Origin of the sequence: Mobilicoccus massiliensis (genome assembly GCF_000826525.2) — a bacterium.
In the GTDB taxonomy this organism is placed as follows: domain Bacteria; phylum Actinomycetota; class Actinomycetes; order Actinomycetales; family Dermatophilaceae; genus Mobilicoccus; species Mobilicoccus massiliensis.
The window spans coordinates 448,200-473,124 of the sequence record NZ_LN651331.1 but is presented as its reverse complement, the minus strand read 5'-3'; the positions used below and the strand labels follow the sequence as shown (position 1 = coordinate 473,124).

General features: G+C 70.3%; 20 protein-coding genes and 1 pseudogene. 13 read left to right on the top strand and 8 right to left on the bottom strand.

The features are described from left to right. Positions 1–92: 92 nt before the first annotated feature. Positions 93–1,337: a branched-chain amino acid ABC transporter substrate-binding protein gene (locus BN1197_RS15070; protein WP_040160954.1), complete on the bottom strand. Its 1,245-nt coding sequence runs from the start codon at positions 1,335–1,337 to the stop codon at positions 93–95. Positions 1,338–1,765: 428 nt separating this feature from the next. On the opposite strand from BN1197_RS15070, the gene uvrC reads away from it, so the two are divergent. The 8 genes from uvrC to secG all read left to right on the top strand — a co-directional run bounded on the left by uvrC (position 1,766) and on the right by secG (position 10,821). Then, a complete protein-coding gene (gene uvrC / locus BN1197_RS15065; RefSeq protein ID WP_082043979.1) occupies positions 1,766–3,964 on the top strand; it encodes an excinuclease ABC subunit UvrC in 2,199 nt (732 codons plus the stop codon). Next, positions 3,961–5,010: an RNase adapter RapZ gene (rapZ, locus tag BN1197_RS15060; protein WP_082043952.1), complete on the top strand. Its 1,050-nt coding sequence runs from the start codon at positions 3,961–3,963 to the stop codon at positions 5,008–5,010. The genes uvrC and rapZ overlap by 4 nt, the downstream gene beginning before the upstream one ends. Next, the gene (locus BN1197_RS15055; protein ID WP_040160952.1) at positions 5,007–5,942 is read left to right on the top strand and encodes a gluconeogenesis factor YvcK family protein; all 936 of its coding nucleotides are present in this window, start codon (positions 5,007–5,009) and stop codon (positions 5,940–5,942) included. The genes rapZ and BN1197_RS15055 overlap by 4 nt, the downstream gene beginning before the upstream one ends. A 103-nt stretch (positions 5,943–6,045) precedes the next feature. Then, positions 6,046–7,026: a DNA-binding protein WhiA gene (gene whiA / locus BN1197_RS15050; RefSeq protein ID WP_040160951.1), complete on the top strand. Its 981-nt coding sequence runs from the start codon at positions 6,046–6,048 to the stop codon at positions 7,024–7,026. A 184-nt stretch (positions 7,027–7,210) separates the two neighbouring features. Continuing rightward, positions 7,211–8,218 (top strand): type I glyceraldehyde-3-phosphate dehydrogenase, encoded by a 1,008-nt coding sequence (gene gap, locus BN1197_RS15045; RefSeq protein WP_040160949.1) that lies wholly within the window; start codon positions 7,211–7,213, stop codon positions 8,216–8,218. A 138-nt stretch (positions 8,219–8,356) separates the two neighbouring features. Then, complete coding sequence (locus BN1197_RS15040) at positions 8,357–9,565, top strand: phosphoglycerate kinase (RefSeq protein WP_040160947.1); 1,209 nt, start codon at positions 8,357–8,359, stop codon at positions 9,563–9,565. A 45-nt stretch (positions 9,566–9,610) separates the two neighbouring features. After that, positions 9,611–10,393, top strand: a complete 783-nt coding sequence (tpiA, locus tag BN1197_RS15035) for a triose-phosphate isomerase (protein WP_040160945.1) — start codon at positions 9,611–9,613, stop codon at positions 10,391–10,393. A gap of 182 nt (positions 10,394–10,575) precedes the next feature. Continuing rightward, positions 10,576–10,821 carry a preprotein translocase subunit SecG gene (gene secG / locus BN1197_RS15030; protein WP_040160943.1) on the top strand — a complete coding sequence of 82 codons (246 nt, stop codon included), beginning with the start codon at positions 10,576–10,578 and terminating at the stop codon, positions 10,819–10,821. A gap of 92 nt (positions 10,822–10,913) precedes the next feature. Here the strand turns inward: secG and BN1197_RS15025 are convergent, their stop codons facing one another. From BN1197_RS15025 to tkt, 4 genes are read right to left on the bottom strand one after another with little or no spacing between them, the layout of a single operon-like run. Further along, positions 10,914–11,948, bottom strand: a complete 1,035-nt coding sequence (locus tag BN1197_RS15025; RefSeq protein ID WP_040160941.1) for a glucose-6-phosphate dehydrogenase assembly protein OpcA — start codon at positions 11,946–11,948, stop codon at positions 10,914–10,916. After that, complete coding sequence (gene zwf / locus BN1197_RS15020; RefSeq protein ID WP_040160939.1) at positions 11,945–13,504, bottom strand: glucose-6-phosphate dehydrogenase; 1,560 nt, start codon at positions 13,502–13,504, stop codon at positions 11,945–11,947. The genes BN1197_RS15025 and zwf overlap by 4 nt, the downstream gene beginning before the upstream one ends. After that, positions 13,501–14,610 carry a transaldolase gene (gene tal, locus BN1197_RS15015; RefSeq protein WP_040160937.1) on the bottom strand — a complete coding sequence of 370 codons (1,110 nt, stop codon included), beginning with the start codon at positions 14,608–14,610 and terminating at the stop codon, positions 13,501–13,503. The genes zwf and tal overlap by 4 nt, the downstream gene beginning before the upstream one ends. After that, positions 14,607–16,787: a transketolase gene (tkt, locus tag BN1197_RS15010; protein ID WP_040160935.1), complete on the bottom strand. Its 2,181-nt coding sequence runs from the start codon at positions 16,785–16,787 to the stop codon at positions 14,607–14,609. Before tkt ends, tal begins: the two co-directional genes overlap by 4 nt. A gap of 222 nt (positions 16,788–17,009) precedes the next feature. Here tkt and BN1197_RS15005 point away from each other — a divergent pair, with 222 nt between their 5' ends. Further along, positions 17,010–17,984: a heme o synthase gene (locus tag BN1197_RS15005; protein ID WP_040160933.1), complete on the top strand. Its 975-nt coding sequence runs from the start codon at positions 17,010–17,012 to the stop codon at positions 17,982–17,984. Positions 17,985–18,073: 89 nt separating this feature from the next. Here BN1197_RS15005 and BN1197_RS15000 read toward each other — a convergent pair whose 3' ends face one another. From BN1197_RS15000 to BN1197_RS14990, 3 genes and pseudogenes are all read right to left on the bottom strand, one after another. Further along, positions 18,074–19,084 (bottom strand): COX15/CtaA family protein, encoded by a 1,011-nt coding sequence (locus BN1197_RS15000; protein WP_245851970.1) that lies wholly within the window; start codon positions 19,082–19,084, stop codon positions 18,074–18,076. A 143-nt stretch (positions 19,085–19,227) separates the two neighbouring features. Continuing rightward, positions 19,228–20,004 carry an ABC transporter permease gene (locus BN1197_RS14995; protein ID WP_040160931.1) on the bottom strand — a complete coding sequence of 259 codons (777 nt, stop codon included), beginning with the start codon at positions 20,002–20,004 and terminating at the stop codon, positions 19,228–19,230. 244 nt (positions 20,005–20,248) lie between these two features. Continuing rightward, positions 20,249–20,689: pseudogene (locus BN1197_RS14990) on the bottom strand (ATP-binding cassette domain-containing protein); the annotation flags it as partial. 322 nt (positions 20,690–21,011) lie between these two features. On the opposite strand from BN1197_RS14990, the gene BN1197_RS14985 reads away from it, so the two are divergent. The 4 genes from BN1197_RS14985 to BN1197_RS14970 are packed head-to-tail and all read left to right on the top strand — an operon-like array spanning position 21,012 to position 24,905. Continuing rightward, entirely contained in the window at positions 21,012–21,818 is an 807-nt protein-coding gene (locus BN1197_RS14985) for a helix-turn-helix transcriptional regulator (protein WP_245851969.1), read from the top strand. Continuing rightward, positions 21,818–23,236 carry a Fe-S cluster assembly protein SufB gene (gene sufB / locus BN1197_RS14980; protein WP_040160925.1) on the top strand — a complete coding sequence of 473 codons (1,419 nt, stop codon included), beginning with the start codon at positions 21,818–21,820 and terminating at the stop codon, positions 23,234–23,236. The genes BN1197_RS14985 and sufB overlap by 1 nt, the downstream gene beginning before the upstream one ends. Then, positions 23,236–24,585: a Fe-S cluster assembly protein SufD gene (gene sufD / locus BN1197_RS14975; RefSeq protein WP_040160923.1), complete on the top strand. Its 1,350-nt coding sequence runs from the start codon at positions 23,236–23,238 to the stop codon at positions 24,583–24,585. Before sufB ends, sufD begins: the two co-directional genes overlap by 1 nt. Further along, on the top strand, positions 24,582–24,905 hold the full coding sequence (locus BN1197_RS14970) for a non-heme iron oxygenase ferredoxin subunit (RefSeq protein WP_040160921.1): 324 nt from the start codon (positions 24,582–24,584) through the stop codon (positions 24,903–24,905). The genes sufD and BN1197_RS14970 overlap by 4 nt, the downstream gene beginning before the upstream one ends. The last annotated feature ends 20 nt before the right edge of the window (positions 24,906–24,925 follow it).

Sequence of the window (24,925 nt, the reverse complement as noted above, 5' to 3'; positions counted from 1 at the left end):
TCCTTCCCTGTGGGGTGGTCGAGGCACGCGGACCGGTGCCCGGGACGGGGTCGTCCGTCCCGGGCACCTCGCCGAGTCAGCCGTGTCGGTGGTTACTTGAGCTCGCCGGTCTTGGCGGCCACCCAGGCGCCGTCCTTGACCTCGTAGACGGTGAGGACGCGGGTCTTGCTGTCGCCGTACTGGTCGAAGGAGACCTTGCCGGTGACGCCGTCGAAGTCGGCCTTGCCGATGGCGTCGATGGTCGCCTGGCGGGCGCCCTGGGCGTCTGCGGCGTCCTTGAGGGAGGTCTTGAGGCCTTCGATGATGGCGTTGGCGGCGTCGTAGGCGTACGCGCCGTACGCGCCGGGCTCCTGGTCGTACTTCTCCGTCTTGTAGGCCTCGAGGAACTCCTTGCCCTTGGGCAGGGACTCCAGCGGCGCGCCGACGGAGGTCGTCATGTCGCCGTTGGCGGTGGCGCCGGCGAGCTCGGTGTACTTGGGGTTGTAGAGGCCGTCACCGCCGATGAGCGGGACGTTGAGGCCGCCGGCCTTCATCTGCTGGCTGAGGGGGCCACCCTGCGGGTACTCACCGCCGTAGTACACGGCCTGCGGCTTCTTGCCGGTGATCGTCGAGAGGACGTTCTGGTAGTTGGAGTCGTCGGGGTTGATCGTCTCGGCGGCGACGACCTGGCCACCCTTGGCCGCGAACTCCTTGGAGAAGGCCTCGACGAGGCCCTGACCGTAGGTCTTCTTGTCGTGGACCGTGGCGACGGACTTGATGTTCTTCTCGAGGAGGTACTGCGCCGCGAACGGGCCCTGCACGTCGTCGGTGGTGCACGTGCGGAAGTAGTTGGTGTAGTCCCGCTTGGGGCTGTTGGCGAAGTCGGCGCCGCGGCTGAGCGAGGGGTTGGTGTTGGCCGGGGAGACCATCGGGATCTTCGCCGAGGCGAGCACGGGCTGCACGGTCTGTGCGGTGCTCGAGTTGAGGGTGCCGACGACGCCGACGACGTTGTTGTCGCTGGCGAGCTGCGTGGCGGCGTTCTTGGCCGGCTCGGTCTTGGCCTCGTCGTCCTTGGCCTCGACCTTGAGGGTCCAGCCCGGGATCGCCTTGGAGTCGTTGGCCTGCTTGACGGCGAGCTCGACGGAGTGCTGGATGCCGAGGCCCATCGCGGACAGGTCGCCCGACAGCGGCGCGATCACACCGATGACGGCGGTCTTGTCACCAGAGCCGCCACCGCTGCCGCTGCCACCGGAGGTGCCTCCGGAGTCGCGGGATCCACAGGCGGACAGGGCCAGGCTCGCGGCGACGAGGGTGACGCCGACGCGTGCGACGGTGCGCGAGGAAGTGCGTGAGGACATGTGTTGACTCCGTGTGAGGAAGATGAACCGCGAGGCAACTGTGACGCGCCTCACGCACCCTTGACGTCGGGTGAAGGGAATGTAGGCGGCCCCCCTCGTACCTGCACAGACGCCACTCGCGCCTTGTGACCATTTCGTGATGTGGACCCGTCGGAACCGACCGCTCGACCCCGTGAAGGCGCCGCTGGGCGCACGCGTGAAACGCGACCGTCGGGTTGCGCGGAGGCCGAGAAAGCGGGCTTACCGGACACGAGCAGGTGGCATCCGAACAGCTCGACTCGCCGTGTCGACGGCGGGTTCGACGGTGGTCGCGGCACCGGGGAACGAGGGGCGCCGGCGAACCCGTGACGGGCGGCGGAGCCGGTCCGCCGGGGGCGTCCGGTGACCGTCGGCGGGGGTTGTCGGAGCCGGGTCCTACAGTGACGGACGTGGCCGATCCCTCGACGTACCGCCCCCGCCCGGGGGAGATCCCGACAGAACCAGGGGTGTACCGATTCCTCGACCGCGAGGGTCGGGTCATCTACGTGGGCAAGGCCAAATCGCTGCGCTCGCGGCTCTCCTCGTACTTCCAGGACGTGGCCGGGCTGCACCCGCGCACGCGCACGATGGTGTTCACCGGGGCGCGGGTCGAGTGGACCGTCGTCGCCAACGAGGTCGAGGCGCTCCAACTCGAGTACAGCTGGATCAAGGAGTTCGACCCGCGGTTCAACGTCAAGTACCGCGACGACAAGTCGTATCCCTACCTCGCGGTGACGATGGGGGAGACCTACCCGCGGGCGCAGGTGATGCGTGGCCGCAAACGGGCGGGCACGCGCTATTTCGGGCCGTACACCCACGCGTGGGCCATCCGCGAGACCCTCGACCTCTTGCTGCGGGTCTTTCCTCTGCGCACGTGCAGCAACGGGGTGTTCAAGCGAGCCGGCCAGGTGGGCAGGCCGTGCCTGCTCGGCTACATCGACAAGTGCTCCGCGCCGTGCGTGGGCCGGGTCGACGAGGCCGAACATCGTGCGATCGCGGAGGACTTCTGCGAGTTCATGGCCGGCAACACGGGCCGGTTCGTCTCGCGCATCGAGCGTCAGATGAAGGAGGCGGCCGCAGAGCTCGACTTCGAGCGGGCGGCGCGGTTGCGAGACGACCTGGGAGCCCTGCGCAAGGCACTGGAGCGGTCGGCCGTCGTGCTGCCCGACGCCACCGACGCCGACGTGTTCGCCCTCGCCGGTGACGAACTCGAGGCCGCGGTGCAGGTGTTCCACGTGCGCGGAGGCCGCGTCCGGGGCCAGCGCGGATGGATCCTCGAACGCTCGCAGGGTCTCGACGACACCGACGACGTCCTGCTCGAGCAACTCCTCGCACAGGTCTACGGCGAGGGCGGCGAGGTCGTGCCCCGCGAGGTCCTCGTCTCGGTCGAACCCAGCGAGATCGCCACGTTCACCGCGTGGCTCTCCGAGCGTCGAGGGGCCGCGGTCGACGTGCGCGTGCCCCGTCGCGGTGACAAGCGGGCGCTCATGGAGACCGTGACACGCAACGCCACGCAGGCGCTCGCCCGGCACAAGGTCGCGCGTGCCGGCGATCTCACGGCGCGCAGCAAGGCGCTCGAGGAGTTGCAGGAGGGGCTCGACCTCGACGAGGCGCCGCTGCGGATCGAGTGCTACGACGTCTCCCACATCCAGGGCACCAACGTCGTCGCGTCGATGGTCGTCTTCGAGGACGGGCTCCCGCGCAAGAGTGAGTACCGCCGCTTCATCGTGCGGGGCGACCGCGACGAGGCGGGCAACCCGCTCGAGCCCGGCACCCCGGTGCACGATGCGATGGCCATGGCGGAGGTCCTGCGACGGCGCTTCCGACGGCACCGGCAGGCGGACCAGCCGCCCGACGGGACGGGTGGGGGGACGGCCGAGACGGGCCCGGCCGCGTCCACGGGCGCGTCCACGCTCACGGGTACGTCCACGGACACGCCTACGCCCACGGACACAGACACCGGTGCCGCAGCGGTCGATCTCGACGAGGACGCCTCCGCTACCGGTTCCGGTACGGCACCCGGCATCGATCCGCAGACCGGGCGCCCCAAGCGCTTCGCGTACACCCCGCAGCTCGTCGTCGTCGACGGCGGCCTCCCTCAGGTGGAGGCGGCCGCGGGGGTGCTCGCCGACCTCGGGGTCACCGACGTGGCCGTGGTCGGTCTGGCCAAACGCCTCGAGGAGGTGTGGCTGCCGGGGGAGGAGTTCCCGGTCGTCCTGCCGCGCACGAGCGAGGGCCTGTTCCTCCTCCAGCGTCTGCGGGATGAGGCACACCGGTTCGCCATCACCTTCCACCGGCAGCGACGGTCCAAGGCGATGACGGCCAGCGAGCTCGACGGCATCCCGGGGTTGGGACCGGCGAGGCGGGCCGCGCTGCTCGCCGAGTTCGGCTCCGTACGGCGACTGCGACAGGCCGACGCCGAGGCCGTGCGCGCCGTCCCCGGCATCGGTCCTGCTCTGGCCGAGACGATCGTCACGCACCTGCGCGGTGACGCGCCCACGCCGGCCGTCGACCCCAGAACCGGCGAGGTGCTCGACGAGCCCCCCGCGGTCGCGGGCGCGATGCACGATGATGGAAGTGACGCCACCGAGCCGGAGGAGACGCCATGACCGAGCCATCGAATGCGGGGCAGCCCGTGCCCGGCGACACGGCCCCGCCCGAGCCCATCGCCGAGTCCGGCTCTCGGGACGCCGCTGGCGACGTCCCCGGAGTCGCCTCCGGTGCCCCCGTCGGCGGCGAGGCCGCCAACGCTGCCGAGGTCGCGCGGATCGAGCCCCGGAGCGAGAGCGAGGCGCGCTCCGACGGCGAGCTCATCATCCTCACGGGCATGAGCGGCGCGGGGCGCAGCACGGCGGTGCACGCGATGGAGGATCTCGGCTGGTACGTCGTCGACAACCTGCCGCCACGCATGCTGCCGCAGCTCGCCGACCTCGTCCGCAGCAGCCCCGAGGTGCACCGCCTCGCCGCGGTGGTCGACGTGCGCACCCGTGGGTTCTTTGCCGCGTTCACCGAGGCCCTGGCCGAACTGCAGGAGGACGGGTTCTCGCCGCGCGTGGTGTTCATCGACGCCAGCGACGAGTCGCTCGTCCGGCGGTTCGAGAGCGTGCGACGCCCGCACCCGCTGCAGGGGGAGGGCCGGTTGCTCGACGGCATCCAGGAGGAGCGGCGTCTGCTCGCGCATCTGCGTTCCGACGCCGATCTGCTCGTCGACACGAGCGGCATCAACGTGCATCAGCTCACCGCCAAGGTCCGCGAGATCCTCGGCGGGGCCACCTCGGCGAGGCTGCGCATCGCGATCGTCTCGTTCGGCTTCAAGTACGGCGTTCCGCTCGACGCCGACACCGTGTTCGACATGCGGTTCCTGCCCAACCCGTACTGGATCCCGGAGCTGCGTCCCCACACCGGGCTGGAGGCGCCGGTGGCCGAGTACGTCTTCGCCCAGCCGGAGGCGGAGGAGTTCATCGACCGGGCCGTCGACCTCATGGAGCCGATGCTCGCCGGCTACCTCAAGGAGGGACGTCGCTACATCACGCTCGCGGTCGGCTGCACCGGGGGCAAGCACCGTTCCGTCGCCGTCGCCGAGCGCCTCGCCGCCGAGCTGCGCACCCCGGCGATCGCGACGCTGCTGTTCCACCGCGACCTGGGGCGTGAATGAGACGCCACGTCGTCGCCTTCGGCGGCGGGCACGGGCTGGCGGCCTCGCTCTCCGCGCTGCGGCACGTCACCGAGAACGTCACGGCGATCGTCACCGTGGCCGACGACGGCGGCTCCAGCGGACGGCTGCGCAAGCAGTACGACATCCTCCCGCCCGGTGACCTGCGCATGGCGTTGGCGGCGCTGTGCGACGACTCCGAGTGGGGACACCTGTGGCGCGACGTGTTGCAGCACCGGTTCGGCGGTGAGGGCGAGCTCGCGGGGCACGCCGTGGGCAACCTGCTCATCGTCGGGCTGTGGGATCTGCTCGGCGACTCGGTGCACGGCCTCGACCTCGTGGGGCGGCTGCTCGGCGCCCGGGGCCGGGTCCTGCCGATGGCCGCGGTGCCGCTCGCGATCATGGCCGAGGTGCAGGGCCACGACCCCGCCCTGCCGGACGTGACCACGCTCGTCCGCGGTCAGGCCGCCGTGGCCAAGACCCCCGGGCGAGTGCTGTCGGTCCGACTGGATCCGCCGCAACCGCCCGCCTGCGACGAGGCGCTCACCGCGGTGCGCGAGGCCGACTGGGTCGTGCTCGGGCCGGGCTCGTGGTTCACCTCGGTGATGCCGCACCTGCTCGTGCCGCAGCTCGCCGACGCCCTGCGCGACACCGCCGCGCTGCGCATCCTCACCCTCAACCTCGAGATGCAGACCTCCGAGACCCAGGGATACTCCGCCGCCCATCACCTCGAGTCGCTGCGTGCGCACGCTCCCGACGTCAACATCGACGTCGTCCTCGCGGATCCGCAGGTCGTCGACGACCGGGCCGACCTCGAAGTGCATGCCCGTCGCCTCGGGGCCGAGCTCGTCGTCCTGCCCGTGGCGCGCCCGGAGGATCCCGCGCGGCACGACCCGTTGCGACTCGCCGCCGCCTACCGCGACATCATCGGCTGAGCACGGCGGCCGACGTCCCCGGGCCGGCGCCTCGACGCACCACGAGTTCGCGCCGTTCCCAGGGTGATCGGCGAACCGCGTCGCGGATGGCAGGATGACCCCCATGGCGATGACCGCGAAGGTGAAGGACGAACTCTCCCGCCTCGTCGTGACCAAGCCCTGCTGTCGCAAGGCCGAGGTGTCGACGATGCTGCGGTTCGCGGGCGGGTTGCACATCGTCGGCGGCCGCATCGTCGTCGAGGCCGAACTCGACACCGGCGCCGCCGCTCGACGGCTGCGCATGCACGTCTCCGAGGTGTACGGGCACGACAGCGAGCTGCTCGTCGTCGCCGCCGGGGGGCTGCGGCGGACGAGTCGCTACGTCGTGCGGGTCGTCGAGGACGGCGAGGGGCTGGCCCGGCAGACCGGACTCGTCGACCTGCGTGGCCGCCCGGTTCGCGGGTTGCCCCCGCGCGTCGTCAACGGCGCGGCCTGCGACGCCGAGGCCGCGTGGCGGGGGGCGTTCCTCGCCCACGGCTCGCTCACCGAGCCGGGTAGGTCGAGCTCGATGGAGATCACGTGCCCCGGCCCGGAGGCGGCACTCGCGCTCGTCGGCGCTGCCCGCCGCCTCGGCATCTCCGTGAAGGCCCGCGAGGTGCGCGGGGTCGACCGTGTCGTCATCCGCGACGGCGATGCCATCGGAGCCATGCTCACGCGCCTCGGGGCCCACGACGCCGTGCTCGCCTGGGAGGAACGCCGCGTCCGCAAGGAGGTGCGCGCCACCGCCAACCGCCTCGCCAACTTCGACGACGCCAACCTGCGCCGTTCGGCCCGCGCGGCCGTCGCCGCGGGGGCCCGGGTCGAGCGGGCGCTCGAGATCCTCGGCGACGAGGTCCCCGACCACCTGCGTACCGCGGGCGAACTGCGGCTGGAGCACAAACAGGCCAGCCTCGAGGAGCTCGGCGCCCTCGCCGACCCGCCGATGACCAAGGACGCGGTCGCCGGGCGCATCCGCCGGCTGCTCGCCCTCGCCGACAAGACGGCCGCCGACCGGGGCATCCCCGGCACCGACGCCAACCTCACCGAGGAGATGCTCGACGCCTGACCGCCCGGCGTCCGGCGTAGGACCTTCGGGCCCACGAGTGGAAGCAGCAGTGCCCATCACCTAGGGTCGAGATGTCGTACGAAGGCGTGCGATCCCGTCTTCGGCAGGGGCCGAGCACGTGCTGCGCCACCGGGGACGAGTTCGACGCGCTGTCCCTGACCAACCCAGATGAAAGGCCTCAATCGTGACCGTTCGCGTAGGCATCAATGGTTTCGGCCGTATCGGACGCAACTTCTTCCGCGCCATCGTCGCCTCCGGCGCCGATGTCGAGGTCGTCGCCGTCAACGACCTGATGGACAACAAGACCCTCGCGCACCTGCTCAAGTACGACTCGATCCTCGGTCGCTTCCCGGGCGAGGTCACCTACGACGACGAGTCGATCACCGCGGGCGGCAAGACCTTCCGCGTGTTCGAGGAGCGCGACCCGGCCAAGATCGACTGGAAGGGCGTCGGCGCCGACATCGTCGTCGAGTCCACCGGCTTCTTCACCGACGCCACGAAGGCGAAGGCGCACATCGACGGCGGCGCCAAGAAGGTCATCATCTCCGCTCCGGCGAAGAACGAGGACATCACGATCGTCATGGGCGTCAACGACGACAAGTACGACGCCGAGAAGCACACGATCATCTCGAACGCGTCGTGCACCACCAACTGCCTCGCCCCGATGGCCAAGGCGCTCAACGACGGCCTCGGCATCGAGCGCGGCCTCATGACGACGATCCACGCCTACACGCAGGACCAGAACCTGCAGGACGCGCCGCACAAGGACTTGCGTCGTGCGCGCGCCGCCGCGCTCAACATCGTCCCGACCACCACGGGCGCCGCCAAGGCGGTCTCGCTCGTGCTCCCGGAGCTCAAGGGCAAGCTCGACGGTTACGCCCTGCGTGTGCCCGTGCCCACGGGCTCGGCGACCGACCTCACGTTCGAGGCGCCGCGGGAGACCTCCGTCGAAGAGGTCAACGAGATCGTCAAGAAGGCGGCCGAGAGCGGCTCCATGAAGGGCTACCTCGTCTACACCGACGAGCCGATCGTCTCCAAGGACATCGAGACCGACCCGGCCTCCTGCATCTTCGACTCCGGGCTCACCAAGGTCATCGGCAACCAGGTCAAGGTCGTCGGCTGGTACGACAACGAGTGGGGCTACTCCAACCGCCTCGTCGACGTCGTCAAGCTCGTCGGCTCCAAGCTCTGATCGCACCCGTCCATCGCGTGACGCGCGTATGACACACCCCCGACGCCGGGCGGCCGCACTCCCGGTCGCCCGGCGTCGGCGTGTCTGTGCGCCCGCAGCAGCCCTTTCGCAGTCCGTAACCCAACGCAGGAGACGTTCATGAAGACGATCGAAGACCTCCTCGCCGGCGACGTGCACGGTAAGACCGTCCTCGTCCGCAGCGACCTCAACGTGCCGCTCGACGACGAGCGCAACATCACCGACGACGGCCGCGTCCGTGCCTCGGTGCCCACGATCAAGGCGCTGAGCGACGCGGGGGCCAAGGTCGTCGTCGTCGCTCACCTCGGCCGCCCCAAGGGCGCGCCCGAGGAGAAGTACTCCCTGACGCCAGTCGTGTCGCGCCTCTCCGAGTTGCTCGGCAAGGACGTCGCGTTCGCGAAGGACACCGTGGGGGAGTCCGCGAAGTCCGTCGTCGCGGGCCTGCAGGACGGCGACGTGGCGCTCCTGGAGAACCTCCGCTTCAACCCCGGTGAGACGAGCAAGGACGAGAAGGAGCGTGGCGACTTCGCCGACCAGCTCGCGGCGTTCGCCGACGCGTTCGTCTCCGACGGCTTCGGCGTCGTCCACCGCAAGCAGGCCTCCGTCTACGACGTCGCCACCCGTCTGCCGCACTACGCGGGCGGCCTCGTGGGCACCGAGGTCGAGGTCCTCCAGCGCCTCACCCAGAACCCCGAGCGCCCCTACGCCGTCGTGCTCGGCGGCGCCAAGGTCGCCGACAAGCTCGCCGTCATCGAGAACCTCATGCAGACCGCCGACCGTCTCCTCATCGGTGGCGGCATGGCCTACACGTTCCTCAAGGCGCAGGGCCACGAGGTCGGCAAGAGCCTGCTCGACGAAGAGAAGGTCGACACCTGCAAGAAGTTCCTCGAGGACGCCAAGGCCAAGGGCGTCGAGATCGTCCTGCCGATCGACACCGTGGTCGCGCCGGAGTTCTCCGCCGACGTCGACACGCTCGTCGTGGACAGCGACGAGATCCCGGCCGACATGATGGGCCTCGACATCGGCCCGAAGTCGCGTGAGCTGTTCGCCACGAAGCTGCGCGACTGCCGCACGGTGTTCTGGAACGGCCCGATGGGCGCCTTCGAGATGGCTCCGTACGCCTACGGCACCGAGGCCGTCGCGCAGGTCCTCGCCGACATCACCAAGGAGGGCGCCCTCACCGTCGTCGGCGGCGGCGACTCCGCGGCCGCCGTGCGTCAGCTCGGATTCGCCGACGACCAGTTCGGCCACATCTCCACCGGCGGCGGCGCGAGCCTCGAGTACCTGGAGGGGAAGACCCTCCCGGGCATCGAGATTCTCGACGCCTGATCGCTGCTCGACCACCCCTGCCCACCCGAGACCCAAGGACGACACATGGCATCACGCACCCCGCTCATGGCGGGCAACTGGAAGATGAACCTCGACCACCTGCAGGCCACCCAGCTCGTGCAGAAGCTCGACTGGAGCCTCAAGGACGCCGACCACGACTTCGACAAGGTGGAGGTCGCGATCCTGCCGCCGTTCACCGACCTGCGCACGGTGCAGACGCTCGTCGAGGGCGACAAGCTCAAGATCGAGTACGGCGCCCAGGATCTCTCGCCCCAGGACGAGGGCGCCTACACCGGTGACATCTCCGGAGCGTTCCTCGCCAAGCTCGGCTGCACGTACGTCGCGGTCGGTCACAGCGAACGGCGCGAGGGCCACGGAGAGACCGACGAGCTGCTCAACGAGAAGGTCAAGGCGGCCTACCGTCACGGCCTCACGCCGATCCTCTGCTGCGGCGAGGCCTTGGAGATCCGCAAGGAGGGCCGGCAGGTCGAGCACGTCCTCGGCCAGATCGAGGCCGACCTCGCGGGCATCCCCGTCGAGCAGGTCAAGAGCATCGTCATCGCCTACGAGCCCATCTGGGCCATCGGTACCGGTGAGGTCGCCACCCCCGAGGACGCCCAGGAGGTGTGCGGCGCCATCCGTGGCAAGCTCACCGAGCTGTACGACCAGGCCACGGCCGACGGCATCCGCATCCTCTACGGCGGCTCGGTCAAGTCCTCGAACGTCGCCGACATCATGGCCCAGGCCGACGTCGACGGCGCGCTCGTCGGCGGCGCCTCCCTCAAGGCGGACGAGTTCGCGAAGATCTGCGGGTACGACAAGAGCTGAGGCTCCCCGCACTCGCGCCGTTCGATCCGAACGCCCGCCCGGCCGGTCACGACGACCGTCGGCGCGGGCGTTCCGGCGCGTCAGGGGGTCTCGGCTATCCTGGAACACGGCCCGGCGTTCCTCGGGCCCTCGTTCGTACACCGGACGACACGAACCGCACCCGACAGGCAGGCATCGATTCCGTGGACATCCTGAAGATCGCGCTCGAGGTCTTCCTCGCCATCACCGGGGTCTTCCTCGTGCTGCTCATCCTCATGCACAAGGGCAAGGGCGGCGGCATGTCCGACATGTTCGGCGGAGCGATGTCGAGCACCATGGGCGGTTCGTCGGTCGCAGAACGCAACCTCAATCGCATCACGGTGGGCATGGCGCTCGTGTGGCTCGCCGCCGTCATCGGGCTCGGCGTGATCACGCGATTCGCCGGCTGACACCGGGCGGCCTCCTCATCTGACGACGACGGCCTCCGCAGCAGAATCGCTGCGGAGGCCGTCGTCGTATCGCGCGGGGCAGGAGAGCGGACTCAGCCCTGCTCGGAGCGCCGGGCGAGCGCGACCCGGCGAATCTGTTCGGCCAGGGCCCGGGACTCCTCGAGGGAGGGGGCGATGCCCTTCTCGACGGCCTCACCGGCAGGCACCCCCGCATCGCGCAGCAGGGGGATGCCTTCACGCAGGGTGCGCGCGTAGGCGTCGTCCTCGCCGAGGTGGGACAACTCGTCGGCCAGGCACTCGGCGGCCTCACGGCGTGGGACGGCCAGCCGCCGGGCAGGTTGCCCCGCCTGCGACAGCGTCGTCACCAGGCCGTCGGGACGAACGAGATCGACCGGGCCCGAACGTCGGACGAGGCGCGCGCTGAGGAGCCCCGTGCCGGCCTCGGCGCGGGCACGGACGACCTCGCACTTGAGCGCCGAACCGAGCCAGGCGGCGAGCAGGTCGGCCGAGGCGGAGTCGTAACCCCCGGTGACACAGACCTGCGTGACCGGCTCGTACGGCGGCAGGTCGAGCGCGGCGGCGAGCAGCCCGCGCCACCGCGTGGTGCGCGTCCAGACCAGATCGCTGTCGCCGGGTGCGTACGTCTCGGCCCGGTGGCGGATGCTGGCGCTCGGGTCGGGCGTGAACTCGGCGTCGGTGATGCGGCGCCGGGCGATCCGACCGATGGGGTGGGCGGACACGTCCTCGGGACAACCACCGGGCCACCAGGCGACCACGGGCGAGTCGGCGAGGAGCAGGGGCAGCACGACGGCCTCGCTGTGTGCGGTGAGCTCACCCCGCAAGCGCATGACGACCATCTCGCTGGCCCCCGCGTCACCACCGACCCGGATCTCGCCGTCGATGCCGTCGCGCCCTCGGCCGGAGCCGTGGACGACGAACAGGATGCGGGAGGGATGCTGGCGGGTGGCGGACTCGGCGACCGACAGCGCACGCTCCTCGTCCTCGGGGGAGAGCAGGACGACGAGGGTGAACACCCGGCTGAGGGCCATCGCACCCACGTGGTCGCGCAACTCGATGAGCTTGTTCGAGATCGCGCCGACCGTGGTGTCGGGCATGTCGACGATCACGGGAGCCTCCAGAAGCGTCCGTCACGGGCGAGGAGTTCGTCGGCCGAGCGCGGGCCCCACGTACCGGCGGGGTACACCTCCGGCTTGGCGCCCGAACGCGCCCACGCCGTGGTGGCCGGATCGAGGATGCGCCAGGACGACTCGACCTCCTCGTGCCGGGGGAACAGCGGCGGATCGCCGAGGAGCACGTCGAGGATGAGCCGCTCGTAGGCCTCTGGGCTGGACTGCATGAACGAGCGCCCGTAACCGAAGTCCATGCTCACGTCGCGCACCTCGAGCGCCGTTCCGGGCACCTTGGCCCCGAACCGGATCGTCACGCCCTCGTCGGGCTGGATGCGGATGACGACGGCGTTGCCGCCGAGCTCCTCGGTGGCGTCGTGACCGAACGGGTGATGCGGCGCCGGTTTGAACATGACGGCGATCTCGGTGACGCGCTTGGCGAGACGTTTGCCCGTGCGCAGGTAGAACGGCACTCCCGCCCAGCGTCGGGTCTCGACCGTCAGCGCGAGCGCGGCGTAGGTCTCCGTCGTCGAGGACGGGGACACACCCTCCTCCTCGGCGTAGCCGATGACCGGCTCACCGCCCTGCCAGCCCGGGCCGTACACGCCTCGGGCCGTGGCCCGCGAGACCGGTCCCGCGAGCCGGGTCGCCTCCAGCACCTTCTGCTTCTCGACCCTCAGGTGGGACGCGTCGAACGACAGCGGCTCCTCCATCGCGGTGAGTGCGAGCAACTGCAGCAGGTGGTTCTGGATGACGTCGCGAGCCGCGCCGATGCCGTCGTAGTAGCCCGCACGCCCGCCGATGCCGATGTCCTCGGCCATCGTGATCTGCACGTGGTCGACGTAGTTGGAGTTCCAGATGGGCTCGAACAGCTGGTTGGCGAACCGCAGCGCGAGGATGTTCTGGACGGTCTCCTTGCCGAGGTAGTGGTCGATACGAAAGATCGCGTCCGGCGGAAAGACCGCCTCGACGATGGCGTTGAGTTCGCGGGCGCTGGCGAGGTCGTGGCCGAACGGCTTCTCGATGACGACACGGCGCCAGGAGTTCGGATGCGGCCCGTCGGTGTCGCCCGTGGCGAGGCCGCTGCGCTGGAGCTGGGTGCAGACGACGGGGAACGCGTCGGGCGGGATCGAGAGGTAGAAGGCGTTGTTGCCTCCGGTGCCTCGCTGCTCGTCGAGCTCGGTGAGGGCCTGCGCGAGGTGGTCGAAGGCGGCGTCGTCGTCGAAGGAGCCCGAGACGAAGCGCAGGCCGTCGGCCAGCTCGCGCCACACCTCCTGGGTGAAGGGCGTGCGCGCGTGGCCCCGGACCGATTCCTCGACGTACTGCGCGAACTGCTCGTTGCTCCAGTCACGCCGGCCGAACCCGACGAGCGAGAACCCCGGAGGCAGAAGGCCGCGGCTCGCCAGATCGTAGATCGCCGGCAGGAGCTTCTTGCGTGCGAGATCGCCGGTGACACCGAAGAGCACCACCGCGCAGGGCCCGGCGATCCGCGGCAACCGCAGATCGTCGGGCGCCCGCAGCGGGTTGTGCTCCGCGGTGACGCGGGCCGGACTCACTCGCCCTTCTCCAGCGCGACGCGCACGGTCTCGGTGAGCTCGGACCACGAGGCCTCGAACTTCTCGACCCCCTCGCGTTCGAGCTGGGCGACGACCTCGCCGTAGGAGATGCCCAGACGTTCCAGGTCGTCGAGGACGGCGTCGGACTCGGCCGCGTCACCGACCACCGTGTCGCCCTCCACTTCGCCGTGCTCGGCGAACGCCTCGAGGGTGGCCGTGGGCATCGTGTTGACGACACCGCGCGTCACGAGGCCGGTGACGTAGAGCGTGTCCGGGTAGTCGGGGTTCTTGACTCCGGTGGAGGCCCACAGCGGGCGCTGCAGGTGCCCGCCGTCGTCGGCGAGGGTCTTCCACCGCGGCGTCTCGGCCACGTCCTGCAACGCGTGGTAGGCCAGCCGGGCGTTGGCGAGGGCGGCCCGGCCCTTGAGCGCGAGGGCCTCCTCGGAGCCGATCGCGTCGAGGCGCTTGTCGACCTCCGTATCGAACCGGGAGATGAAGAACGAGGCGACCGAATGGATCCCGCTGAGGTCGATCCCGTTCTCGCGCGCCTGCTCCAGACCGGTGAGGAACGCGTTGAGCACACCGCGGTACCGGTCGAGGGAGAAGATCAGCGTGACGTTGACGCTGATGCCCTTGGCCAGGGTCTGGGTGATGGCGGGCAGGCCTTCGTCGGTGGCGGGGATCTTGACGAGGAGGTTGGGCCGGTCGACGGTCTGCCACAGCAGCTCGGCCCCTTCGACCGTCGCCGCGGTGTCGTGCGCCAGGCCGGGGTCGACCTCGATGGAGACCCGCCCGTCGACACCCCCGGTGGCCTCGTAGACCGGCATGAACGCGTCGCAGGCGTCGCGCACGTCGTTGGTGGTCAGCGCGAGGATGGCCTCCTCGACACTCGCCCCGTCCGAGGAGAGGGCGGCCACCTGATCGGCGTACGCCTCGCCGTCGCTCAGTGCGGTGGCGAAGATCGTCGGGTTGGTCGTCACGCCGACGACCGAGTCCTTCGTGATGCGGCGCTGAAGGCCGCCTGAGGAGACGAGCTCTCGGCTGAGATCGTCAAGCCAGATGGACACTCCTGCCTCGGAGAGGGCGGCCAGGCGGCCGTTGCTCATTTCTCGCTCCCTTCGTCGGTGACGAGGCGCTCTTCGCTGGTGACCTGCGCACCCCGGCGAGCGGCCTCGATCGAGTCCTTGGCGGCGTCGACGACCGCGGTGGGCGTGATGCCGAACTTCTCGAAGAGCACCTCTCCGGGGGCCGAGGCGCCGAAGTGGTCGATGCCGACGACCCGGCCGGCGTCGCCGACGAACCGGTACCAGCTCATGGGGTGACCGGCCTCGACGGCGACCCGCGCCCGGATCGAGGGCGGAAGCACCTCGTCGCGGTACTCCTGGGGCTGGTCGAGGAACCACTCGACACAAGGCATCGAGACCACCCGCGCGGCGACGTCGATGGCGTTGAGCTCCTCCCGCGCCTCGAGCGCCAGGGAGACCTCGGAGCCCGTCGCGATCAGGAGGACGTCGGGATCGCCGTCGGTGTCGGCGAGCACGTAGCCACCCTTGAGCACGCCGTCGGCCGAGGCGTACTTCTCCCGGTCGATCGTGGGCACGTTCTGACGGGTGAGTGCCAGCCCTGCCGGGCGGTCGTAGCGGGCGAGGATCTGCTTCCACGCCTGGGAGGTCTCGTTGGCGTCGGCCGGACGCACGACGTCGAGGCCGGGGATCGCCCGCAGCGACGAGAGCTGCTCGATGGGCTGGTGGGTGGGGCCGTCCTCGCCGAGACCGATGGAGTCATGGGTCCACACGAACGTGACCCCGAGCTCCTGCAGTGCGGCCAGTCGCACCGCCGGACGCATGTAGTCGGAGAAGATGAGGAACGTGCCGCCGTACGGGCGGGTGAGGCCCTCGAGCGCCATGCCGTTGAGCGCCATGCCCATCGCGTTCTCGCGCACACCGAAGTGGAGGTTGCGACCGTAGGGCCCGCCCGGCCACATGTCGGTGGCACGGCTCTCGGGCACGAAGCTGAGCTCGCCCTTCATCGCCGTGTTGTTGGACTCGGCGAGGTCGGCCGAGCCGCCCCACAGCTCGGGCACGACGCCCTTGATCGCGTTGATGACCTCACCGGAGGCCTTTCGCGTGGCGATGCCCTTCTCGTCCGCGGGGAACACCGGCAGCGCCTCGTCGAGGCCGGCGGGCAGTTCGTGCGCGCGGATGCGATCGAGGGTCTCGGCGAGCTCCGGGTTGGCCTGACGCCACGCCTCGAAGCGGGCGTCCCACTCCTGGTGCCTCTCGGCGCCCCGCTCGGCGACCTTGCGCGCGTGCGCGAGGACCTCGGGCTCCTCGGGGAAGTCGACCTCGGGGTCGAAGCCCAGGAGCTTCTTGGTGGCCTTGACCTCGTCCTCGCCGAGCGCGGCGCCGTGGGCCTTGCCCGTGTCCTGCAACTCCGGCGCGGGCCAGGCGATGATCGTGCGCAGCACCACGAGGGTGGGTCGACCCTTCTCCTGCTCACCGGACTGCAACGCGGCGTAGAGGGCGTCGACGTCCTCGACGTACTGCTCACCCTCGCGCCAGTCGACGATCTTGACGTTCCAGCCGTAGGCCTCGTAGCGCTTGGCGACGTCCTCGCTGAACGCGATGTCGGTGTCGTCCTCGATCGAGATGAAGTTCTGGTCGTAGATGACCGTGAGGTTGTCGAGCTGCTGGTGACCCGCGAGCGAGGAGGCCTCGGCAGAGACACCCTCCATGAGGTCGCCGTCGGAGGCGATGATGTAGACGTGGTGGTCGAACGGGCTCTCACCGGTGGGCGCGTCGGGGTCGAACATGCCCCGCTGACGGCGCTGGGCCATCGCCATGCCCACGCCCGTGGCGAACCCGGAGCCCAGCGGCCCCGTCGTGATCTCGACACCGCGGGTGTGGTGGACCTCAGGGTGACCCGGGGTGGCCGAGCCGAACGTGCGCAGCGCCTGCAGGTCCTTCATCTCCATGCCGTAGCCCGACAGGTAGAGCTGGATGTACTGCGTGAGGCTGCTGTGGCCGCAGGACAACACGAAACGGTCGCGGCCCAGCCAGTCGGGGTCGTTCGGGTCGATGTTCATGACCTTCTGGAACAACAGGTAGGCCAGGGGAGCGAGGCTCATGGCGGTACCGGGATGGCCGTTGCCGGCCTTCTGCACCGCGTCGGCGGCGAGGACCCGCACGGTGTCGACCGCGCGACGGTCGAGATCGTTCCACCCGACCTCGCTGCACCGAGGATCGGCCAGGGACGGATCGCGGCGGGCGGTGGTGTCGGTCATGAGCTCTCCTTCGCACGAGGCGGTGACGGCGGCGTCGGACTCGCGCTCGCGGGCGCGAACGGGACACCGCAGTCGTCGTATCCCTTGCAGCCTATCGAGAGCCACCGACAACGCCACCGGGGCCGCGCCCGCCCTCGCGGCGACGGCGGCGCCTACACTGGGCCCGAGAGACCGCCCGCCGCACCTGCGGGCCCCCACGTGCGAAGGATCGACGACAACACAGTGACCACTCTCCAGCCTCGCCGGGAATCAGTCGATCGAGCCCAGGCGGGCGGATCCCACTCCACCCGCCGCGCCGGTATCCGCGACTACGTGTCGCTCATCAAGCCGCGCATCATCGAGCTCCTGCTCATCACGACGTTTCCGGTGATGTTCCTCGCCCAGGGCGGAGTCCCGCCGGCCGGCCTCGTCGTCGCGACCCTCGTCGGCGGCACGCTCTCCGCGGCGTGCGCGAACGTCTTCAACTGCATCCTCGACCGTGACGTCGACCGCCTCATGCGACGCACGGAGGGGCGTCCGCTCGCGACCGGACTCATCCCCGTGCGGCACGCGCTCGTGTTCGCGATCGTGCTCGGCGTCGCCTCGGTGCTCGTCCTCGGGCTGCTCGTCAACGCGTTGTCCGCGGCACTCTCGTTCGGCGCGATCCTGCTCTACGTCGTCTTCTACACCATGGTGCTCAAGCGGCGCACGACCCAGAACATCGTCTGGGGCGGAGCCGCGGGCTGTATGCCGGTGCTCATCGGCTGGGCGGCCGTGACGAACCGGCTCGACTGGGCCCCCGTCGTGCTCTTCCTCGTCGTCTTCTTCTGGACCCCGCCGCACTACTGGCCGCTGTCGATGCGGTTCAAGGACGACTACGCCGCCGCCGGCATCCCCATGCTGCCGGTGCTCGCCGAGGACACCAAGGTCGCCCGGCAGATCGTCGCGTACGCCTGGGCCACGGTCGCGGCGTCGCTCGCGCTCGTGCCGGTCGCGAACATGGGCTGGATCTACACCGTCATCGCCCTCGTCTCCGGCGCCGTGTTCGTCCTCGAGTCGCACCGGCTGCTCTCCCGCGCCAAGGACCCGGCCAACACCACCCTGGCCGCGCTGCGCCCGATGCGGCTGTTCCACTACTCGATCAGCTACCTCACGCTCGTGTTCGTCGGCGTCGCCCTCGACCCGCTGTTCCACCTCGCGCTTCCCGTGAGCTTCTGAGTTCTGGTTCCTCGACAGCAGAAGGCCCGGCCATCCTCGATGGCCGGGCCTTCCGTCGTACCGCTTCCGTCGTACCGGGGAGGGATGGTTCAGTCTCGGCGCTCCACGGTCTCGTGCGTCCCGCGCAGGTCGGCATCGCCGTCCACGACGGGCGCGTGCTCCTCGAGGACCCCTCGGGCGCGCATCGCCATGAGGGCCCGGACGAGGAGGACGACCATGACCGCCGCGAGGCTCATGTGGAGCAGGACGAGGCCCTCGGGGAGGGCCAGGGCGTACTGCGCGTAGCCCACGAGACCCTGGACGACGCAGAGAATGAGCAGATCGCGCCACGCCTTCGCGGCACGCTCGGTGGGCCGGCCGACCGCGGAGAGGTGGCAGGCCAGCCAGATCGCGACCACGAGGCCGATGAAGAGGATGACCGCGTCGGCGTGCAGCCACGACATCGCGGCGGGGTCGAACCCGAACCGGGCGGGGGTGTTCGCGTCGCCGGAGTGCGGGCCCGAACCGGTGACGATGGTGCCCAGCGTGAGCACGACGACACCGACTGCTGCCGTGACGTGGCCCAGCGTCCGCACGATCGGGGGGACGAGCAGCTGTGGGGCGTCCTCCGTCTCGTCGAGCCGGAGCCACAGGTAGGTGGCGACCGCCACGAGCGCCGCGGAGATGAGGAAGTGCGCCGCCACCGTGATCGGGCTGAGGCCGGTGAGCACCGTGATCCCCCCCAACACGGCCTGGACGACGACTCCGAGGACGACGAGCACGGCAGGGGTGCGCAGCGAGGGGCGGTGGGGGAGCTTCTTCCAGACGGCCCAGACGACGGCCAGCGCGACCACCAGCAGCACGAACGTGAGTGTGCGGTTGCCGAACTCGATGAACTTGTGGAAGCCCTGCTCCTGGTGCACGGTCGGCGTGTACGAGCCGGGCGTGCACTGCGGCCAGGTCGGGCAGCCGAGGCCGGATCCGGTGAGCCGGACGAGGCCACCCGTGACGATGATGCCCGCCTGACACACGACGTTCGCGATGAACAGCCCTCGAACGTAACGGGGGATCGGGGCGGGGTGATGGGGGTGCAGGTCGACGCCGGGTGCTGAGGTACTCACGCCCCGACTCTATTCCGCGCACCTCGCAGATCGGACACTCGGCGTGCGCGTGGGACCTCGGTCACGCGTCGCCCCGCGCTCGACCTGCTCGTCGAGTGCGCGAGCGCCGAGAGCGTGTCCGCGGTGCCACGCCGAGCCCCGTCTCAGTCGCTCCAGCGGAAGAACCGGGCCGCGAGAGCGGTCGCGACGAGGACCCAGACGACGAGGACGACGACCGGCCCGAGGGGGATGGTGCCGTCGAGCACGGCGGCGCGGACGCCGTCGCCGAGGGCTCCGGAGGGCAGATACGGTGCGAACCCCTGGAGCCCGCCCGGCAGTTCCCGCGGGGGGATGACGACCCCACCGATGCCGAGCAGCAACACCCAGACGAGGTTGGCGAGCGCGAGGACGGCCTCGGCGCGGAGTGTGCCGGCCAGGAGCAGCGCCAGCGCGACGAAGGCCCAGGCACCCAGCCCGAGGACCGGCAGCGCGATGACGAGGTGCGTGGGGTCCGGTCGCCAGCCGAGCGCGAAACCGAGCACACCGAGCGCGAGGGACTGCACGACGAGGACGACGAGGACGGCGAGCGCCTTCGCGACGAGCAGGCCGCCGCGGCCGAGCGGGGTCGTGCCCAGCAGGCGCAGAACTCCGTAGCGGCGGTCGAATCCGGTCGAGATCGCCTGGCCCGTGAAGGCGGTGGAGATCACGGCGAGGCCGAGGACGCCGGCCATCGCGAGGTCGAGCCGGTGGGGTCCGTCGAAGCCGGGGACGGGGGCGCTGATCAGCGCCAGGAGCGCGAGGGCGGGGAGCACGATCGCGACGAGCAACTGTTCGCCGTTGCGCAGCAGCGTGCCGGTCTCGAAGCGCGCCTGGGCGAGCACGCGCGCCGAGGCGGGCGCCGCGGCGGGGCCGCCGGAGGCCGCGGGGGTGGTCGTCGTCATCGGTGCTCTCGTGCGTCCGTGGGTGAACGTCGGGACGGCCGTGGAGGCGGCCTGGACGCGTGAGCGCGAAATACGTCTCCTCCAGGCCCCCGTCGCCGGCGACCTCGGCGACCGTGCCGGTGACCACGGTTCGTCCTTCGGCGACGACGACGACGTCGTCGGCGAGACGTTCGGCCTCCTCGAAGGAGTGCGTGGTGAGGACGACGCACGCTCCGGCGACCGCGACCTCGCGAACGAGGTCCCAGACGTCGAGGCGTGCGTGCGGGTCCAGACCGGCCGACGGCTCGTCGAGGAACACGACCTCCGGGCGTCCGACGAGTGCGGCCGCGAGGGCGACGCGCTGACGCTGCCCGCCGGAGAGGCGCCGCACGCTCGTCCGGGCGAACGCACCGATGCCGAGGCGGCTCATGAGATCGTCCACCGGCCACGGCCGCGCGTAGAAGTGGGCGAGGTGGGGGATCAGGCGTGCCGGGGTGCTCGTGTTGGGCAGTCCGCCGTCCTGCAGCATCACCCCGACTCGGGCGCGGTGCTGCGGGCCCGCCCGCCACGGGTCGACGCCGAGCACCCGCACGGCGCCGCCGTCCGCCTCGAGCAGCCCCTCGAGGCAGGCGACCGTGGTGGTCTTGCCCGCGCCGTTGGGGCCGAGCACCGCCGTGATGCGCCCGGCCTCGGCCTGCCAGGTCATGTCGCGCACGGCCTCGATCGCTCCGAAGCGCTTGCACAGGGCGTCGACGACGACGGCCGGGTGCTGGAGGGGGCGCTCGGCAGTGCGCCCTGCGGGGCGCGGAGGAGGGACGCTGGACATGGGCCGCAGTCTAGGTCGCGGGGCCGGTGGCGCCGGGAACCCGGCCACAGGGTGGCTCCCGGGCGGGCGTCCGACCCCCGGGCAGACGCGGCCCGGTGAATTAGGTAAGGTTGGTGTTGTGTTTATCGGGAGTCCTACGTCGACAGCACCGCGGAGCAGTGTCTCCGCCGGTGCGGACGGTGATGCCCGCACCCGGGACCTGGTGTTGCGACGGGTCTCCGAACTCGGCCCGGTGACGGCCACGCGCCTCGCCGAGGAGTTCGGCATGACCTCGGCCGGCGTCCGGCGTCACCTCGAGCGGCTCGACGAGGAAGGCCTCATCGCCCCGTCCGAGACGGCACCGGCGCGCCGCGGGCGTGGCCGGCCGGCTCGTGCCTACGTCGTCACGCCCGAGGGACACCGCAGCCTTGCCACCGGTTACGGCGACGTGGCCACCGAGGCGCTGCAGTTCGTCGCCGACCGGTTCGGCGAAGATGCCGTGGCCGAGTTCGCGCGCGAATTGCTCGCCGCGATGGAGAGCCGGTACGCGGCGATCATCGACGCGACCGGAGACGACCTCGAGAGCCGAGCGACGGCGCTTGCACAGGCCCTCGCCGCCGACGGCTATGCTGCCTCGGCGCGTCCGGTCGGTCCGTCCGGGCTCGGCCTGCAGCTCTGCCAGGGACACTGCCCGATGCACGAGGTCGCAGCCCGGTTTCCTCAGTTCTGCGAGGAGGAGACCGCGGTCTTCGCCCGCCTGCTCGGGGTGCACGTCCAGCGGCTCGCCACCCTCGCGGGGGGTGAGCACGTGTGCACGACGTTCGTCCCCAACGGGACGGCCGCGCAGCCGGAGGTGCTCGGGTTACGCCCCACGGCGGCCGATCACCCGCAACGCCGAGCCGGAAGCGAGGGGCAGCACCCCACCGCCCACGACACGACGGGCCACCCGAACCACCTGAACCATCCGCACGACTCGACAGAGCACGACGAGAACGACACGAACGGCCGGCACGACGAAGGGAGCGCGTGATGAGCACGATCGAGGAGCTCAACCCGGGCCTGAAGGATCTGGGACGCTACGAGTACGGCTGGGCCGACACCGACGTGGCGGGTGCCTCCGCACGTCGAGGCCTGAACGCCGACGTCGTCACAGACATCTCGGGCCGCAAGAACGAGCCGGAATGGATGCGCGAACTGCGCCTGAAGTCCCTGCGGCTGTTCGACAAGAAGCCGATGCCGCACTGGGGCAGCGACCTGTCGGGCATCGACTTCCAGAACATCAAGTACTTCGTGAAGTCCACGGAGAAGCAGGCCACCACCTGGGACGAGCTGCCCGAGGACATCAAGGCCACCTACGACAAGCTCGGCATCCCCGAGGCGGAGAAGCAGCGCCTCGTCGCCGGTGTCGCGGCCCAGTACGAATCGGAGGTCGTCTACCACCAGATCCGCGAGGACCTGGAGGAGAAGGGCGTCATCTTCGTCGACACCGACACCGGTCTGCGCGAGCACGAGGACCTGTTCCGCGAGTACTTCGGCACGGTCATCCCGCCCGGCGACAACAAGTTCGCCTCGCTCAACACGGCCGTCTGGTCGGGTGGCTCGTTCATCTACGTGCCGCCGGGCGTGCACGTCGACATTCCGCTGCAGGCCTACTTCCGCATCAACACCGAGAACATGGGCCAGTTCGAGCGCACGCTGATCATCGCCGACGAGGGCAGCTACGTGCACTACGTCGAGGGCTGCACCGCGCCGATCTACAAGTCGGACTCGCTGCACTCGGCCGTCGTCGAGATCGTCGTCAAGAAGGGCGCACGGGTGCGCTACACGACGATCCAGAACTGGTCGAACAACGTGTACAACCTCGTCACCAAGCGCGCGGTCTGCGAGGCCGGGGCGACGATGGAATGGGTCGACGGCAACATCGGCTCCAAGGTGACGATGAAGTACCCCGCCGTCTTCCTGCAGGGCGAGCACGCCCGCGGCGAGACGCTGTCCATCGCCTTCGCCGGTGAGGGTCAGCACCAGGACGCCGGCGCCAAGATGGTGCACAACGCGCCCAACACCTCGAGCTCCATCGTGAGCAAGTCGGTGGCGCGCGGCGGCGGGCGCACCTCCTACCGAGGCCTCGTCCAGGTCGCCGAGGGCGCGACCAACTCCAAGAGTTCGGTGGTGTGCGACGCGTTGCTCGTCGACACGATCAGCCGCTCCGACACCTACCCGTACGTCGACGTCCGTGAGGACGACGTGCAGCTCGGCCACGAGGCCACGGTGTCCAAGGTGAGCGATGACCAGCTCTTCTACCTCATGTCACGCGGCATGAGCGAGGAGGAGGCCATGGCGATGATCGTGCGCGGCTTCGTCGAGCCCATCGCCCGCGAACTCCCGATGGAGTACGCCCTCGAACTCAACCGCCTCATCGAGCTGCAGATGGAAGGATCCGTGGGCTGATGCCGCTCGTCGATCGTTCGACACCTCGCCCCGAGACCGGGGAGACCTCGACGGGGATGCCCGTCGAGTCCGACAAGCCGACCCTGGGCACGCCGGGGGTGACGACGAAGGACGCGCCTGCGCGTGCGAACGGCCTGAAGAACGCCGCTCGTGACGCGGTGCGCGGCGCGGTCGAGTCGACCGTGCCCGAGCAGTCGCGCGCCGAGTGGCGCACGTCCTTCGACGTCGCCGACTTCGGCATGCCGACGGGCCGCGAGGAGGGGTGGCGCTTCACCCCGATCAAGAAGCTCGCGGGCCTGTTCGAGGACGCGGCCACCGGCACGTGCCTCGAGTGGGACGAGCGGCTGCCCGAGGGCGTCACCAGTTCGACGATGAGCGTCGAGGAATGGCGCGCCCTGCAGCCGCCGAAGCCGGCGGATCGCATCGCCGCGGTCGCCGCCGCCAACAGCGGGGGCGTGGCGGTCGTCGACGTCCCGGCCGAGGCCGAGCTCACCGAGCCGGTCGTCCTGCGCCTCACCGGCCGCGACCTCGCGGACCGTGTGCACGGGCACCTGCTTGTGCGCATCGGCAACTTCGCCAAGGCCACGATCGTGCTCTCGCACTACGGCTCGGCCGAGTACGCGGAGATGCTCACCGTTCTCGCCGGCGACGGCAGCCAGGTCACCGTCGTCACCGTGCAGGAGTGGGCGGACGACGCGATCCACGTCGGTCAGCACGACGTTGTCGTGGGCCGGGACGCCCACGTACGCCACGTGTCGGTGAGCCTCGGAGGCGCGCTCGTGCGCGTCTCGACCAACGCCTTCTACCGGGGGACCGGCGGGTCGTTCGAGGGTCTCGGGGTTGCGTTCGCCGACGCCGGTCAGCACCTGGAGAACCGTCTCTTCGTCGACCACGAGCCCCCGCACTGCAGCTCCGACGTGCTCTACAAGAACGCGCTGCAGGGCGACGACGCCCACACCGTGTGGATCGGCGATGTGCTCATCCGCGCGAGCGCCGAGGGCACCGAGACCTACGAGCTCAACCGCAACCTGCTGCTCACCGACGGTGCTCGCGCCGACTCCGTGCCCAACCTCGAGATCGAGACGGGCGAGATCGCCGGTGCCGGGCACGCCTCGGCCACGGGAAGGTTCGACGACCTGCAGCTGTTCTACCTGCAGGCGCGCGGCATCCCCGAGGACGAGGCCCGCCGTCTGGTCGTCCGCGGCTTCTTCGCCGACATCGTCGACCGCATCGGGGTCGCCGAGGTGAGCGATCACCTCATGGAGATGATCGAGGCCGAGCTCGAGCTCAGCGCCCTGGCACCCGCCGACGCCGAGAAGACGGCGACGGACGAGGCGACCCACGCATGAGGGAGCTCGTCTGCCAAGTCGACGACCTCACCCCCGGCCAGGCCCACGCGGCGGTGGTCGAGGGGAGGAACGTCGCGATGATCCGGCTCGAGGACGGCACGATCCACGCCATCGAGGACGAGTGCAGCCACGGCGCCGTCGCACTCTCCGAGGGCGAGGTCTCCGGCCGGTGCGTCGAGTGCTGGCTCCACGGTTCGCGTTTCGACGTCGACAGCGGCGAGCCGATCACCCCGCCAGCGACCGCGGCGGTCGCCGTCTACCGCGTCGAGATCGAGGGCGACGACGTCTACGTCGACTCCTCGACGCCCATCAACTTCTGACCCTTCGACCATCTGGAGCG

Coding starts and splice junctions, on each gene's coding strand:
- whiA (WP_040160951.1), top strand. CDS start 6,046: ATGGCGATGACCGCGAAGGTGAAGGACGAACTCTCCCGCCTCGTCGTG.
- sufB (WP_040160925.1), top strand. CDS start 21,818: ATGAGCACGATCGAGGAGCTCAACCCGGGCCTGAAGGATCTGGGACGC.
- sufD (WP_040160923.1), top strand. CDS start 23,236: ATGCCGCTCGTCGATCGTTCGACACCTCGCCCCGAGACCGGGGAGACC.
- tpiA (WP_040160945.1), top strand. CDS start 9,611: ATGGCATCACGCACCCCGCTCATGGCGGGCAACTGGAAGATGAACCTC.
- BN1197_RS14995 (WP_040160931.1), bottom strand. CDS start 20,004: ATGACGACGACCACCCCCGCGGCCTCCGGCGGCCCCGCCGCGGCGCCC.
- BN1197_RS15070 (WP_040160954.1), bottom strand. CDS start 1,337: ATGTCCTCACGCACTTCCTCGCGCACCGTCGCACGCGTCGGCGTCACC.
- rapZ (WP_082043952.1), top strand. CDS start 3,961: ATGACCGAGCCATCGAATGCGGGGCAGCCCGTGCCCGGCGACACGGCC.
- tkt (WP_040160935.1), bottom strand. CDS start 16,787: ATGACCGACACCACCGCCCGCCGCGATCCGTCCCTGGCCGATCCTCGG.
- BN1197_RS14970 (WP_040160921.1), top strand. CDS start 24,582: ATGAGGGAGCTCGTCTGCCAAGTCGACGACCTCACCCCCGGCCAGGCC.
- BN1197_RS15040 (WP_040160947.1), top strand. CDS start 8,357: ATGAAGACGATCGAAGACCTCCTCGCCGGCGACGTGCACGGTAAGACC.
- BN1197_RS15055 (WP_040160952.1), top strand. CDS start 5,007: ATGAGACGCCACGTCGTCGCCTTCGGCGGCGGGCACGGGCTGGCGGCC.
- tal (WP_040160937.1), bottom strand. CDS start 14,610: ATGAGCAACGGCCGCCTGGCCGCCCTCTCCGAGGCAGGAGTGTCCATC.